We start from the raw sequence: 13,662 nt of genomic DNA on the forward strand, positions 1-13,662 counted from the left end.
CGATACCCTGCTCTACATGCATCCACAGCGGTGGCGCCGCGCCACTCACCTTCTGGTGGGACTCGGCGTACTCGCCGTCGTGGTCATCGCGGTCGCCGCCGCGGCGATCTTCGTGGGCGATCGGCACGGTGGTGACGCCCAGGCTGCGCCGCGCCCGGCACCCGCCGCGGCCAACCCGGGAGTGGTGCCCGTCGCCGACGACTCGGAGATGCCGACCGGGAGGGGGCTGGCCGCCACGCTGGCACCGCCGCTGGCAGATCCCAATCTGGGCCTCCTGACCGGACGCATCACCGATGCGCTCACGGGCGACCAACTGTGGCAGCAGGGCGACGACCTGCCGATGCAGCCCGCGTCCACCAACAAGGTGCTGACCGCCGGGGCCGCTCTGCTGACGCTCGACCGAGACGCGCGCATCACCACCAGGGTGGTCGCCGCCGACCAGACGAGGGCCCCGGGCCTGGTGGTCCTTGTGGGGGCGGGGGACCCGACACTGTCGGCGGCACCGCCCGAGCAGGACACCTGGTATCGCGGCGCCGCACGGATCAGCGACCTCGCTGATCAGGTCCGCCGCAGCGGCGTCGACGTCACCGCGGTCCAGGTCGACACGTCACTGTTCACCGGTCCCAAGATGGCGCCGGGCTGGGATCCGGCCGACATCGACGGCGGCGACATCGCGCCCATCGAATCGGTGATGCTCGACGGTGGCCGCACTCAACCCACGACCGTCGAATCCCGACGGTCGCTGACCCCGGCGCTGGACGCGGGCCGGGCGCTGGCCGCCGCCCTCGGCGTGGATCCCGCGACCGTCACCACCGCCCCCGGGCCGGCCACCGGCCAGGAGTTGGCCTCGGTGCAGTCCGCCGCGCTGATCGAGCGTCTTCGGCAGATGATGGTCACCTCCGACAACGTCATGGCGGAGTCCATCGGGCGTGAGGTGGCCGCCCAGCAGCGCCGGCCCCTGAGCTTCAGCGGCGCCGTCGACGCGATCACCGGCACGCTCAAGGCCGAGGGCGTCGACGTGGACGGCGCCCGGCTCGTCGACTCCAGCGGCCTGTCCGTGGACAACCGGTTGACGGCCACGACTCTCGACGAGGTGGTCGGTCTGGCCGCGGGCCCGGACCATCGCGAACTGCGTCCGCTGCTGGACCTGCTGCCGATCGCGGGAGGCTCGGGCACGCTGTCGGACCGCTTCCTGGACCCGGTGGCCAGCCAGGGCGCCGCGGGGTGGCTGCGGGCCAAGACCGGCTCGCTGACCGGTACCAATGCTCTGGCCGGCGTGGTGACGGACCGTAGCGGGCGGGTGCTGACCTTCTCATTCCTGTCCAACAACGCCGGGCCGACGGGTCGGCTCGCGATCGACGCACTGGCGGCGACGCTGCGCACCTGCGGGTGCGTCCGATGAGCAGCACGGTCGGCGAGGCCGTCGACTGGCAGTTCGCCGCGACACTCGGCGCCCGGTTGGCCCGTCCCGCCCCGCCGGTGACCGACTACACCCGCAATCAGGCACTCGAGGAGCTGGCCGGGGCCTCGCGCGCGGCCGAACCGCCGGTCCGCGAGGTCACCCGGCTGCACACCGACGGCCCAGTGCCCGACGCCCGCATCGTCGACCGCCCCGACTGGATCCGCGCGGCCAGCGAGTCCATGCGCGTGATGACCGGCGGAGAACAGCGCGCCAGCGGTCTGTTGACCGGCAGGATCACGGGTGCGCAGACCGGCGCCGTGCTGGCGTTCGTCTCCTCGGGCATCCTCGGCCAGTACGACCCGTTTTCGCCCGACGGCGGGAAGCTGCTGTTGGTGTATCCCAACATCATCGCGGTGGAACGCCAATTGCGCGTGCCACCAAAGGATTTCCGGTTGTGGGTGTGCCTGCATGAGGTGACCCATCGCGTGCAGTTCACCGCGAACCCGTGGCTGGCCGGGTATATGGCCGAGACGCTGGGTGTGCTCACCAGCGACGCCGGCGACGAATTCACTGCCGTCGTAAGACGTTTGGCGGAGTTCGCCCGAGACCGAAGTGACGGTGTGGTGGGCTTCCTGCGGGCCGTGCAGTCCGAACCTCAGCAGCAGGCCCTGGACCGACTCCTGGTTCTCGGCACGCTGCTCGAAGGCCACGCCGACCATGTGATGGACGCCGTGGGTCCGGCGGTCGTGCCGTCGGTCACCACCATCCGGCGCCGGTTCGACGACCGCAGGCAGCGCAGACAGCCTCCGCTGCAACGACTTCTGCGGGCACTGCTGGGAATCGACGCCAAGCTTGCGCAGTACACCCGTGGCAAGGCGTTCGTCGACCATGTCGTGGAACGCGTCGGCATGGACGACTTCAACACCATCTGGACGAGCGCGGAGACCCTGCCGTTGCCCGCTGAAATCGATGAGCCGCAGCTGTGGATCGACCGGATTCTGTAGGCCGGCTGCGCACCGCCGTCTCGAATTTCGCCAAGGAGTGGCTCCCTGGCGCCGATCGTTGGTGCGTCGCCCTCTCGGGCGGCCCGGATTCGCTGGCTCTCACCGCCGCGGCAGCGAGTCTGCTGCCGACCACCGCGCTGATCGTCGATCACGGACTGCAGGACGGCTCCGCGGCGGTCGCGCAGCGGGCGCGGGACCAGGCGATCGCCCTGGGATGCGTTGAGGCGCAGGTTCTCTCGGTCGAGGTCGGCGGTGACGGCGGTCCTGAGGCCGCGGCCCGGACGGCCCGCTACGCCGCACTGGCGCAGGCCCGCGACGGCGCACCGGTGCTGATTGGCCACACTCTCGACGATCAGGCCGAGACCGTGCTGCTGGGCTTGGGCCGCGGATCCGGTCCCCGGTCGATCGCTGGGATAAGGCCCTACGACCCGCCGTGGTGTCGCCCGCTTCTGGGCGTGCGCCGTGAGGTGACCGAGGCGGCGTGTGATGCCCTGGGACTGCAGGCGTGGCGCGACCCGCACAACAACGACGCGCGCTACACCAGGTCGCGACTGCGGCACGAGGTGCTGCCACTGCTCGAGGACGTGCTCGGCGGCGGCGTCGCCCAGGCGCTGGCCCGCACCGCGACCGCGCTGCAGGAGGACGGTGACGTCCTCGACGAACTGACGACGCGGGCGGCCGCCCTGGTCGTGACCGAAGAGGGCCTCGACGCCGTGAAGCTGGCCCGCTTGCCGGCGGCCGTTCGCCTGCGCGCGATCCGGGAGTGGCTGCTGGCCGGCGGGGCGCGCAATCTGACCAGTCGGCACATCCGCGGAGTCGATGCGCTGGTGACGGCGTGGCGCGGGCAGGGTGGCGTCGCCATCGCCACCGAGTTCACCGACCGCCGGGTGTTCGCCGAACGCCGGGACGGCCGCTTGGTGCTGCGACACACACCACGGTGAGCTCCCACCGCGTTGGTCCTGCACGCCGCAACGTGGCACGCTGTCAACGTGCCAGTGAATTCTGCGGAAATCTATCCGGGGGACATCAAATCGGTGCTGCTGTCCGAAGAGGACATCCAGAACCGCACCGCTGAACTCGCGGCCCTGGTGGCAGCCGACTACCGCGAATTGCTGGGCTCAGAGGACCTGCTGCTCGTGACGGTGCTCAAAGGTGCCGTGATGTTCGTGACCGACCTCGCCCGTGCGATCCCGCTGCCCACGCAACTGGAGTTCATGGCCGTCAGCTCCTACGGATCGTCGACGTCGTCGTCGGGCGTCGTGCGGATCCTCAAAGACCTCGACCGCGACATCAACGGCCGCGACGTCCTGATCGTCGAGGACATCATCGACTCGGGCCTCACGCTGTCGTGGCTGCTGCGCAACCTGGCCACCCGGAACCCGCGCTCGCTGGAGGTCTGCACGCTGCTGCGAAAGCCCGACGCGGTGCGCACCGACATCGACGTCAAGTACGTCGGCTACGACATTCCGAACGAGTTCGTCGTCGGATACGGCCTCGACTACGCCGAACGGTATCGAGATCTGCCTTACATCGGCACACTGGAGCCGAAGGTCTACAGCCACTGATCTTGGAGGCGCCATGCGCACGGAACTCCGCATCTGTCCGATCTGCGAGGCGACGTGTGGCCTGGCCCTGACCATCGACGGTGACCATGTCACCGCGGCGCGCGGGGACGCCGAGGACGTCTTCAGCGCGGGGTTCATCTGCCCCAAGGGCGCGACGTTCGCCGACCTCGACAACGACCCCGGGCGGCTGACGGGCCCGATGGTGCGTCGCGCCGGGGAATTGACCGAGGCCACGTGGGACGAGGCGTTCGACGCCGTCGCCGAGAGTCTGGGTGCCGTACTCGCCGAGCACGGCGGCCGATCCGTCGGGGTGTACGTCGGAAACCCGAACGCGCACACCGTCGCGGGTGCGCTGTACGGGCCCATGGTGATCAAGGCCCTGGGCACGCGCAATGTGTTCTCGGCAAGCACGCTGGACCAGATGCCCAAGCAGGTCGCGCTCGGACATCTCTTCGGCAGTCCGTTCGCGTTCGCGGTGCCCGACCTGGACCGCACCGACCACCTGGTGATCATCGGGGGAAACCCCCTGGTGTCCAACGGCAGCCTCACGACGGCCCCGGACTTCCCGGGCAAGCTCAAGGCGCTGCGCAGGCGTGGGGGCCGGCTGACCGTGATCGACCCCGCCCGCACCCGTACCGCCGCCCTGGCGGACTGGCATCTTGCGCCTCGCCCCGGCACCGACGCCGCCCTGCTGTTCTCGGTGGTGCACGTGCTGTTCGACGAGGATCTGGTGGCCCCGGACCTCGGGGGCATCGCCGAGCATGTCACGGGGGTCGAACGGGTCCGCGAGATGGCGCTGGACTTCAATCCCGACCTGGTGGCCACACACTGTGGCGTCGAACCCGAGGACATCCGGCGACTGGCACGTGAGATCGCGACCGCCGAGAGTGCCGCGGTGTATGGCCGCATCGGCACCTCGACCGTCGAGTTCGGGACGCTCGGAAGCTGGCTCGTCGAGGTCGTCAACGTCCTGACCGGCAATCTGGACCGGCCGGGCGGGGTGATGTTCCCGCTGTCGCCGACCGCGTCCAAGCCACGCCCGCCGCATCGAGGCCGGGGCTTCCAGGTGGGACGCTGGCACAGTCGCGTGTCGGGCCACCCCGAGGTGACGTCGGAGTTCCCGGCCGTCGCGCTGGCCGAGGAGATCGACACCCCCGGTGACGGTCAGATCAAGGCGCTGATCACCATCGCGGGCAATCCGGTGCTGTCGGCGCCCGACGGGGACCGGCTGTCCAAGGCGCTCGACGGCGTCGGGTTCATGCTGAGCATCGACCCCTACCTGAACGAGACCACGCGGCACGCCGACGTGATCCTGCCTCCGCCACCGCCTTCCCGCAGCCCGCACTTCGACTTCGTGCTCAACAACCTCGCCGTGCGCAACAACGCCCGCTACTCACCCCCGGTGCTGCCGCTGGACGAGGGTTGGCCCGACGAGACCGAGATCCTGGCCAGGATCGCCCTTCTGGTCTTCGGCCTGGGGGTGCACGCCGACCCGACGCTGGCCGACGAGCAGGTGATCCGCGGGACGCTGACCAAGGAGTCGGAGGACCCGGAGTCGCCGGTGGCCGGGCGTTCGGTCGACGAGATGATCGGCATGCTGCCCGCGGGGCCGGGCTATGAGCGGCGACTCGACATGATGTTGCGGGTCGGCCCCTACGGCGACGCCTTCGGCGCCGAACCGGGAGGGCTGACGCTGCAGCGGCTTCTGGACGCACCGCATGGCATCGACCTCGGCCCCCTTCAGCCCCGGCTGGCAGAGGTGCTGCGCACCCCGTCGGGTCAGGTCGAGTTGGCGCCCGACGAACTGATCGCCGACGCGGCCCGGTTGCGCGAGTCGCTGGCCGCACGGGTGGACGGTTTGGTCCTGATCGGCAGGCGGCACCTGCGGTCGAACAACAGCTGGATGCACATGACGGGCGGCACCAACCGGTGCACGCTGCAGATCCATCCGGACGACGCGGCGTCGCGGGGCCTGACCGACATGGTGTCGGTGAAGGGGCCCGGCGGGGAGATCCTCATCCCGATCGAGGTCACCGACACGATCCGGCCGGGCGTGGTGTCCATCCCGCACGGGTGGGGCGAGGCGAACGTCAATCAACTCAACGACGGCGCGGCGATCGATCCGCTGTCGGGGACGGCCGTGCTCAACGGCATCCCGGTGGACGTGACCGCAGTGGACGTGACCGCAGTCCACTAGCTGTCCACTGGCCAACAGCAGTCCGCTACTCCGGCGAGTGCCCGTGTCTGTACGTGGCGCGCCGCCTGAAAGCGGCCCAATGCGGCCACTCGCGGGAGGAACCTCGGGCCTAGCGCAGTTCCCAGATCGCGGTCACCGAGAAGCTCACGGTCTGCTGCCCGGGTGACAACGGCACGTCGGCGGCCATCGCGCGTGGCATGGGTGTCGGGGCCGGCGGTGTCGAGCCGTCAGTGGCCTCCGAAATTGAGATCACATCGCCCAGTGTCAGCCCGGACAACTCGGCGTACTGCTCGGCGCGCGACTTGGCGTCCTCGAAGGCGCGGGCCCGGGCGTCCCGGACCAGGTCGGAGTCGTCGTCGATCGAGAACGTCACGGAGTTGATCCGGGTGGCGTTGCCGCCGATGTTCGCGATCAGCGGCAGGGCACGCGACGCCGCGTCGACATCGTGGATGCGCACATCGATCGTGTTGGTGGACTGGTAGCCGGCGGGCGTGGTGCCGTCGGGACCGTACTGCGGTTGCAGGGTCGCGCCGGTGGTGGCGATGTTGTCGCGATCCACCCCGCCGCCGACGAGTGCGTCGATGACGGCCTGCTGGCGTTCGTTGGTCTGGTTGAGCACCGACACCGCATCCGTCCCGGTGAAGCTGATCCCCACATTGGTGGTCACGGTGTCGGGGGTGCCCTGCACCTCACCGGCCCCGACGACGGTCACCTGGCGCGCGGTCGGCGTCCCGGACGCGGGACTGACGGCGTCACACCCAGACAGCGCGACAGCGGCCAGGCCCGCGAGCGCGGCCACGGACAACCGGATGGGGGTCTTGGAGTTCCCGGCGATGGGCATGGGTGGCACCCTACCGGCGATCCCTGCGTGCCACCGGCGGGCTCCGTCGGGAATTCACCTGCGCTGCGCGCAAGTTCAAGTAGTCGACTACTCACGCTCCCGCCAACAGGCGGGGTCGACGCTTGGTCTTGAGCCGATCGCTCACCGCGGTCGGTGGATCGGAAGGGGGACCATCATGGTCGCCAATGCATTGAGAATCGGTCACCTGCCGCACGCGCATCTGCCGTCAGTTCCTGCGCTCGCACATCAAGTCGCACACGGGTGCACCGTGTGCTGGCACGGTCTCGCCAACGCCGCGACTGTGGGTGTGGCACCCGAATCACACCGCCGTCCCGTCCGCGCCGCATACCTGGAGCGGGCCGAGATGACACGCGAGATCACGCACCTGTGACGTCGGCCAGGAACTCCAGCAGGATTCGGTTGACCTCCGCGGGTCGCTCCTGCTGGAGCCAGTGGCCCGCACCATCGACCCAGACCTCCCGATAGGGGCCGGCGACGACCTCACGGGCACGTTCGGGGCGCATTGTGTGCCGGACCGGATCCGCGTTTCCACCGACGAACAGAGCGGGCACGTCGATGTGCGCGTCCGCCAGATGCGGGGTCGCCGCCCAGTTGCGGTCGTAGTTGCGGTACCAGTTCAGGGCGCCGGTGAACCCGGTGCGGCTGAACTGCCGCACGTACACCTCGAAGTCGGCCGCTGAGATCCAGTCGGGCAGGCCCTGTTGTCTGCCCTCGGCGAACAGGTCGCGCATGGTGACCGCGACATCGGCGGCCATCTCGGCGTCGACCACCCCGGGGGCCTGGTACTGGAGCATGTAGAAGTCCTCACCGAACTTCTCGCGCCACCGCTCGGTGGGCCGAGTGCGCGCCCGCGGAATCGGCGGCACGCTCAGGCCCGCGACGGCGCGGACCCGAGTGGGGTGCAGCAGCGCGGTCTGCCAGACCACCAGCGCGCCCCAGTCGTGCCCGATGAACACCGCCTGCTGCGCGCCGATGTCGTCGAGCAGGCCGATGAGATCGCCGGTCAGCGCCGTGATGTCGTACGCCTCGACCGCGGTGGGCCGGTCGGAGTCGCCGTAACCGCGCTGATCGGGCGCCAGGACCCGAAAGCCCGCATCGGCCAGCACCGGGATCTGATGACGCCACGAGTACGCCAACTCGGGGAATCCATGCGCGAGCACCACCACCGGTTGGTCGACGTCGCCGGTCGCACCGGCGTCGAGGACGCGCAGACGGACGCCGTCGCGCACGACGAAACGCTCGTCTGGTTCGCCCACCTGGCCACCAAACCACACCGGCGGGAACCTTCGATCGTTGGACTAGCGGTAGCCTGACTGAACGCAGCTCACAACTCTGCCCCGCACGTGGAAGGACCCGGCCGACCCGCACCCGCAGGCCAAAGACTGACGATGAACCGAAAAAACGTGATCCGCACGCTGACCGTGATCGGCGTCGTGCTCCTGCTGGCGTGGTCCTTCTTCTACTTCAGTGACGACACTCGGGGCTATAAGCCCGTCGACACCTCGGTGGCGATGTCACAGATCCAGGACGACAACGTCAACAGCGCCCAGATCGACGACCGTGAGCAGCAGCTCCGGCTCGAGCTGAAGAGCGGCAACGGCGACACCGAGAACAGCGACAAGGTCATCACCAAGTACCCGACGGGGTACGCGGTGCCGCTGTTCGACGCGCTGCAGAGCAAGAACGTCAAGATCAACACCACGGTCAACCAGGGCAGCGCCCTGGGCTCCCTGCTGATCTACATGCTTCCCCTGCTGCTGCTGATCGGCCTGTTCGTGATGTTCTCGCGCATGCAGTCCGGTGGCCGGATGGGCTTCGGCTTCGGCAAGTCCAAGGCCAAGCAGCTGTCCAAGGACATGCCCAAGACCACGTTCGCCGATGTGGCGGGCGCCGACGAGGCCGTCGAAGAGCTCTACGAGATCAAGGACTTCCTGCAGAACCCGAGCCGCTACCAGGCTCTCGGCGCCAAGATCCCCAAGGGTGTGCTGCTGTTCGGCCCGCCCGGAACCGGCAAGACCCTGCTGGCCCGCGCGGTCGCCGGTGAGGCCGGGGTGCCGTTCTTCACGATCTCCGGCTCGGACTTCGTCGAGATGTTCGTCGGTGTCGGCGCCTCCCGCGTGCGTGACCTGTTCGAGCAGGCCAAGCAGAACAGTCCCTGCATCATCTTCGTCGACGAGATCGACGCCGTCGGCCGCCAGCGCGGCGCCGGCCTCGGTGGCGGTCACGACGAGCGTGAGCAGACGCTGAACCAGCTGCTGGTCGAGATGGACGGTTTCGGTGACCGCCAGGGCGTCATCCTGATCGCCGCGACCAACCGGCCCGACATCCTGGACCCCGCGCTGCTGCGCCCGGGCCGCTTCGACCGCCAGATCCCGGTGTCCAACCCGGACCTGGCCGGCCGCAAGGCCGTCCTGCGGGTGCACTCGCAGGGCAAGCCGATCGCTCCCGACGCCGACCTCGACGGGCTGGCCAAGCGGACCGTCGGAATGTCGGGCGCCGACCTGGCCAACGTCATCAACGAGGCCGCGCTGCTGACCGCGCGCGAGAACGGCACCGTCATCACGGGCGCCGCGCTCGAGGAGGCCGTCGACCGTGTCGTGGGTGGCCCCCGCCGCAAGAGCCGGATCATCAGCGAGCACGAGAAGAAGATCACCGCGTACCACGAGGGCGGCCACACGCTGGCCGGGTGGGCGATGCCCGACATCGAGCCGATCTACAAGGTGACGATCCTGGCCCGCGGTCGCACTGGCGGCCATGCGATGGCCGTGCCTGAGGACGACAAGGGCCTGTTGACCCGCTCGGAGATGATCGCCCGCCTGGTGTTCGCGATGGGCGGCCGTGCCGCCGAGGAACTGGTGTTCCGCGAGCCCACCACGGGAGCGTCCTCCGACATCGACCAGGCCACCAAGATCGCCCGCGCGATGGTGACGGAGTACGGCATGAGCGCCAAGCTTGGCGCGGTCCGCTACGGCACCGAGCACGGCGATCCCTTCCTCGGCCGCACCATGGGCACGCAGGCCGACTACAGCCACGAGGTGGCTCGCGAGATCGACGAGGAGGTGCGCAAGCTGATCGAGACCGCGCACACCGAGGCCTGGGAGATCCTGACCGAGAACCGCGACGCCCTGGACCGATTGGCCGGCGAGCTTCTGGAGAAGGAGACGCTGCACAAGGCCGAACTCCAGGTGGTGCTGGCCGACGTCAAGAAGCGGCCCCGGATCACGGCGTTCGACGACTTCGGTGGCCGCATCCCGTCCGACAAGCCGCCCATCAAGACGCCGGGCGAACTTGCGATCGAACGTGGCGAGGAGTGGCCCAAGCCGGTGCCCGAGCCCGCGTTCAAGACTGCGATCCGCAACGCCAGCACCAATGGCGTCAACGGTGCGAACGGCGCGAATCCGACCAATGGAGCCCCGCAGCAGCCCCCCAACGGCCCGACTCAGCCGGACTACGGCGCCCCCGCAGGGTGGCACGCTCCGGGGTGGCCGCCGCCGGGCGGTGCAGCGCCGCAGGGTGGGTGGTACCCGCCGCCGCAGGGCACGCCACCGCCGTCGGGTGGCTGGCAGGTGCCGCCGCAGCAGCAGTACCCGGGTCAGGGGCAGCCCTACCCGTATCAGCCGTACCCGCCGCAGAACCCGCCGCCGGGCGAGCCTTCGGGCGGCGATGCGAACCGGACCGTACCGCCGGGAAATGCCTGATGACGAACGGAGTCTTGCATGGTGCTGCCGAATTCACGGACCGCAACGGTTGATCATCCGGTGTTCGATCAAGCGCGTGCAGAGGCGGCGGTCCGCGAATTGCTTTACGCAATCGGCGAGGATCCTGATCGGCACGGTCTGATCGAGACACCGGCCAGGGTTGCCCGCGCGTTCGAGGAGATGTTCGCCGGGCTCTACCTGGATCCCGACGAGGTGCTCAACACCACGTTCGACGAGCAGCATGACGAACTGGTACTGGTCAAGGACATTCCGATGTACTCGACCTGCGAGCACCACCTGGTCGCCTTCCACGGTGTGGCACATGTGGGTTACATCCCCGGAGTGGACGGACGCGTCACGGGGCTGTCGAAACTGGCCCGCGTCGTCGACCTCTACGCCAAGCGTCCGCAGGTGCAGGAACGTCTGACCGCTCAGATCGCCGACGCCCTGATGCGCAAACTCGACCCGCGCGGCGTGATTGTCGTGGTCGAGGCCGAGCATCTGTGCATGGCGATGCGGGGCATCCGCAAGCCGGGCGCCACCACCACCACGTCGGCGGTCCGGGGACAGTTCAAGTCGGACAAGGCCTCTCGGGCTGAGGCGCTGGAACTCATCCTGCGTAAATGACGCTCACGGCGGGTCTGCCCGTACAGGTGATGGGGGTTGTCAACGTCACCGACGACTCCTTCTCCGATGGTGGCCGCTACCTCGATCCCGGGCGTGCGATCGACCATGGCCTCGAACTGGCCGCCCAGGGTGCGACGATCGTCGACGTGGGCGGTGAGTCCACGAGGCCCGGAGCGGTCCGGATCGCCGCCGACGTCGAGTCGGGCCGCGTCGTCCCTGTGATCAGAGGGCTTGCTGCGCAGGGGATGACGGTCAGCATCGACACGATGCACGCCGACGTCGCGCGGGCCGCCCTGGACGCGGGCGCCCAGATCGTCAACGACGTCTCCGGTGGGCGCGCGGACCCAGGGATGGCCGCCGTCGTCGCCGACGCCGGGGTGCCATGGGTGCTGATGCACTGGCGTTCGGTGAAAGCCGAGCATCCGCATGAGATTCCGCAGTACGACGACGTGGTCGCGACCGTGTGTGCCGAACTGCAGTCCGCGATCGACGACGCCCTGGCCGCGGGAGTGGCCCGCAGCCAGTTGATCATCGATCCGGGGTTGGGTTTCGCCAAGACCGCACAACATAATTGGGCGCTGCTGAACGCGCTGCCGAGCTTTGTCGAGACTGGCCTTCCGGTACTGATCGGTGCGTCCCGCAAGCGTTTCCTGGGCTCGCTGCTGGCCGACGCCGAGGGCGCGGCCAGACCGCCAGACGGGCGCGAGGTCGCCACGGCCGTGATCTCGACCCTTGCCGCCACCCACGGTGCCTGGGGAGTCCGGGTCCACGACGTGCAGGCCTCGGTGGACGCCCTCAAGGTGCTGGCGGCCTGGGACGGTGCCGGAGGAGGGGTGAATGACTGATCGAATCGAATTGCGCGGCTTGAAGGTTCGCGGTAACCACGGGGTGTTCGACCACGAACGTCGCGACGGCCAGGACTTCATCGTCGACATCACAGTGTGGATCGACCTCGCGGCCGCCGCGGCCAGCGACCAACTGTCCGACACCTACGACTACGGGGTGCTCGCGCAACGCGCCGCCGCCGTCGTCGGCGGGGAACCGCGCAACCTCATCGAGACCGTCGCCGGCGAGATCGCCGACGACGTGATGTCCGATGAGCGCGTGCACGCCGTCGAGGTCGGCGTGCACAAACCCCAGGCGCCCATCCCGCTGGACTTCGCCGACGTCGCCGTGGTCGCACGCAGGTCGCGTCGCGGTGGCCGCGGTTCGATCATTCCGGTGGCGGGGGAGACCCTGTGACCCGCGTCGTGCTCTCCATCGGGTCCAACCTCGGCGACCGGTTGGCGCGCCTGCAGGGTGCGGTCGACGCACTCGGCGAGCGCGTGGTGGCGGTGTCGCCGGTCTACCAGACCGCCCCGTGGGGTGGTGTCGACCAGGGGCCGTTCCTCAACGCGATCGTGATCGCCGAGGATTCCGGCCTCGACGGGCCGGGATGGCTGCAGGTCGCCCAGCAGTTGGAGCGCGACGCTGACCGGGTGCGTGCGCAGAAGTGGGGACCGCGGACGCTCGATGTCGATCTGGTCTCCGTGCAGGACCCCGCCAATCCCGAAGCACCCGAGGTGATCTCCCGCTCCGATGGATTGACCCTGCCACACCCGTTGGCGCACCTGCGGGCATTCGTGCTGGTCCCCTGGCTCGCGGTGGAACCCGAGGCCACCCTGATCGTCGCCGATGAGCGACGCAGCGTGCTCGACCTGCTCCATGAGGTCGATGCGTCGGAACGCGAGGCTGTCGAACTGTTCGCGGCGGAGTTGCATGGGCCCGACGAGAAAGCGTGACCTGGCCGCGGCCGTGGTCGCCGCCGCCGTCCTCGGATACCTTGCGGTGCTGCTGCTCTATCGGTGGTTCCCGCCGCTGACCATCTGGACCGGGATCTCGCTGGCCGGTGTCGGACTGGTCGAGGCGGTCTGGGGATGGCACGTGCGCACCAAGATCGCCGACAACAAGATCGGATTGGGCGGAGATCGGCTGCACCCGCTTGCGGTGGCGCGCACCGTGGTGATCGCCAAGGCGTCGGCTTGGGTGGGAGCGGTGGTGCTCGGGTGGTGGCTGGCGGTGCTGGCCTACACATTGCCGCGCAGGACCACGCTGCGGGTGGCCGAGCAGGACACCCCGGGTGCGCTCGTCGCGGCGGGCTGCGCGCTGGCGCTCATGGTGGCCGCACTGTGGCTGCAGCATTGCTGCAAGTCGCCCGGCGACCGCACGGACGATCCCGACGAACCGCAGGGTCTGCCGGAATAGCGCAGGGATCTTCAGAATCGCCGAAGCGCGCCGACACGCGCAGTGACCTCGCACAGGTACAGT

General features: G+C 69.2%; 13 protein-coding genes. 11 read left to right on the plus strand and 2 right to left on the minus strand.

The window, feature by feature from the left end; genetic code table 11:
- Positions 1-16 precede the first annotated feature (16 nt).
- Genes dacB through G6N34_RS00215 form a run of 5 tightly spaced genes read left to right on the plus strand, consistent with a single transcriptional unit; the run spans position 17 to position 6,168 of the window.
- On the plus strand, positions 17-1,402 hold the full coding sequence (dacB, locus tag G6N34_RS00195) for a D-alanyl-D-alanine carboxypeptidase/D-alanyl-D-alanine endopeptidase (protein ID WP_085152357.1): 1,386 nt from the start codon (positions 17-19) through the stop codon (positions 1,400-1,402).
- Positions 1,399-2,406, plus strand: a complete 1,008-nt coding sequence (locus G6N34_RS00200; RefSeq protein ID WP_085152392.1) for an Rv3626c family coenzyme F420 biosynthesis-associated protein — start codon at positions 1,399-1,401, stop codon at positions 2,404-2,406. Before dacB ends, G6N34_RS00200 begins: the two co-directional genes overlap by 4 nt.
- Entirely contained in the window at positions 2,385-3,347 is a 963-nt protein-coding gene (tilS, locus tag G6N34_RS00205; protein WP_085152356.1) for a tRNA lysidine(34) synthetase TilS, read from the plus strand. The genes G6N34_RS00200 and tilS overlap by 22 nt, the downstream gene beginning before the upstream one ends.
- Before the next feature lie 48 nt (positions 3,348-3,395).
- Positions 3,396-3,971: a hypoxanthine phosphoribosyltransferase gene (gene hpt, locus G6N34_RS00210; protein ID WP_179965709.1), complete on the plus strand. Its 576-nt coding sequence runs from the start codon at positions 3,396-3,398 to the stop codon at positions 3,969-3,971.
- A gap of 13 nt (positions 3,972-3,984) precedes the next feature.
- Complete coding sequence (locus G6N34_RS00215; RefSeq protein ID WP_085152354.1) at positions 3,985-6,168, plus strand: molybdopterin-dependent oxidoreductase; 2,184 nt, start codon at positions 3,985-3,987, stop codon at positions 6,166-6,168.
- Between the two features lie 109 nt (positions 6,169-6,277).
- Here G6N34_RS00215 and G6N34_RS00220 read toward each other — a convergent pair whose 3' ends face one another.
- Positions 6,278-7,009 (minus strand): SIMPL domain-containing protein, encoded by a 732-nt coding sequence (locus G6N34_RS00220; protein WP_085152353.1) that lies wholly within the window; start codon positions 7,007-7,009, stop codon positions 6,278-6,280.
- A gap of 377 nt (positions 7,010-7,386) precedes the next feature.
- Positions 7,387-8,286, minus strand: coding sequence for an alpha/beta fold hydrolase (locus tag G6N34_RS00225; protein WP_109788513.1), 900 nt, complete (start codon positions 8,284-8,286; stop codon positions 7,387-7,389).
- Positions 8,287-8,418: 132 nt separating this feature from the next.
- Here G6N34_RS00225 and ftsH point away from each other — a divergent pair, with 132 nt between their 5' ends.
- Genes ftsH through G6N34_RS00255 form a run of 6 tightly spaced genes read left to right on the plus strand, consistent with a single transcriptional unit; the run spans position 8,419 to position 13,599 of the window.
- Complete coding sequence (ftsH, locus tag G6N34_RS00230) at positions 8,419-10,728, plus strand: ATP-dependent zinc metalloprotease FtsH (protein WP_085152350.1); 2,310 nt, start codon at positions 8,419-8,421, stop codon at positions 10,726-10,728.
- A gap of 18 nt (positions 10,729-10,746) precedes the next feature.
- On the plus strand, positions 10,747-11,355 hold the full coding sequence (folE, locus tag G6N34_RS00235; protein WP_085152349.1) for a GTP cyclohydrolase I FolE: 609 nt from the start codon (positions 10,747-10,749) through the stop codon (positions 11,353-11,355).
- Entirely contained in the window at positions 11,352-12,200 is an 849-nt protein-coding gene (gene folP / locus G6N34_RS00240) for a dihydropteroate synthase (protein ID WP_179965710.1), read from the plus strand. Before folE ends, folP begins: the two co-directional genes overlap by 4 nt.
- Positions 12,193-12,597, plus strand: a complete 405-nt coding sequence (gene folB, locus G6N34_RS00245) for a dihydroneopterin aldolase (RefSeq protein ID WP_085152347.1) — start codon at positions 12,193-12,195, stop codon at positions 12,595-12,597. Before folP ends, folB begins: the two co-directional genes overlap by 8 nt.
- On the plus strand, positions 12,594-13,136 hold the full coding sequence (folK, locus tag G6N34_RS00250) for a 2-amino-4-hydroxy-6-hydroxymethyldihydropteridine diphosphokinase (protein WP_085152346.1): 543 nt from the start codon (positions 12,594-12,596) through the stop codon (positions 13,134-13,136). The genes folB and folK overlap by 4 nt, the downstream gene beginning before the upstream one ends.
- Complete coding sequence (locus G6N34_RS00255) at positions 13,114-13,599, plus strand: DUF3180 domain-containing protein (protein ID WP_085152345.1); 486 nt, start codon at positions 13,114-13,116, stop codon at positions 13,597-13,599. Before folK ends, G6N34_RS00255 begins: the two co-directional genes overlap by 23 nt.
- The last annotated feature ends 63 nt before the right edge of the window (positions 13,600-13,662 follow it).

Origin of the sequence: Mycolicibacterium confluentis (genome assembly GCF_010729895.1) — a bacterium.
In the GTDB taxonomy this organism is placed as follows: Bacteria; Actinomycetota; Actinomycetes; order Mycobacteriales; family Mycobacteriaceae; genus Mycobacterium; species Mycobacterium confluentis.

Coding starts and splice junctions, on each gene's coding strand:
- dacB (WP_085152357.1), top strand. CDS start 17: ATGCATCCACAGCGGTGGCGCCGCGCCACTCACCTTCTGGTGGGACTC.
- G6N34_RS00200 (WP_085152392.1), top strand. CDS start 1,399: ATGAGCAGCACGGTCGGCGAGGCCGTCGACTGGCAGTTCGCCGCGACA.
- G6N34_RS00215 (WP_085152354.1), top strand. CDS start 3,985: ATGCGCACGGAACTCCGCATCTGTCCGATCTGCGAGGCGACGTGTGGC.
- G6N34_RS00220 (WP_085152353.1), bottom strand. CDS start 7,009: ATGCCCATCGCCGGGAACTCCAAGACCCCCATCCGGTTGTCCGTGGCC.
- ftsH (WP_085152350.1), top strand. CDS start 8,419: ATGAACCGAAAAAACGTGATCCGCACGCTGACCGTGATCGGCGTCGTG.
- folE (WP_085152349.1), top strand. CDS start 10,747: ATGGTGCTGCCGAATTCACGGACCGCAACGGTTGATCATCCGGTGTTC.
- folP (WP_179965710.1), top strand. CDS start 11,352: ATGACGCTCACGGCGGGTCTGCCCGTACAGGTGATGGGGGTTGTCAAC.
- folB (WP_085152347.1), top strand. CDS start 12,193: ATGACTGATCGAATCGAATTGCGCGGCTTGAAGGTTCGCGGTAACCAC.
- G6N34_RS00255 (WP_085152345.1), top strand. CDS start 13,114: ATGGGCCCGACGAGAAAGCGTGACCTGGCCGCGGCCGTGGTCGCCGCC.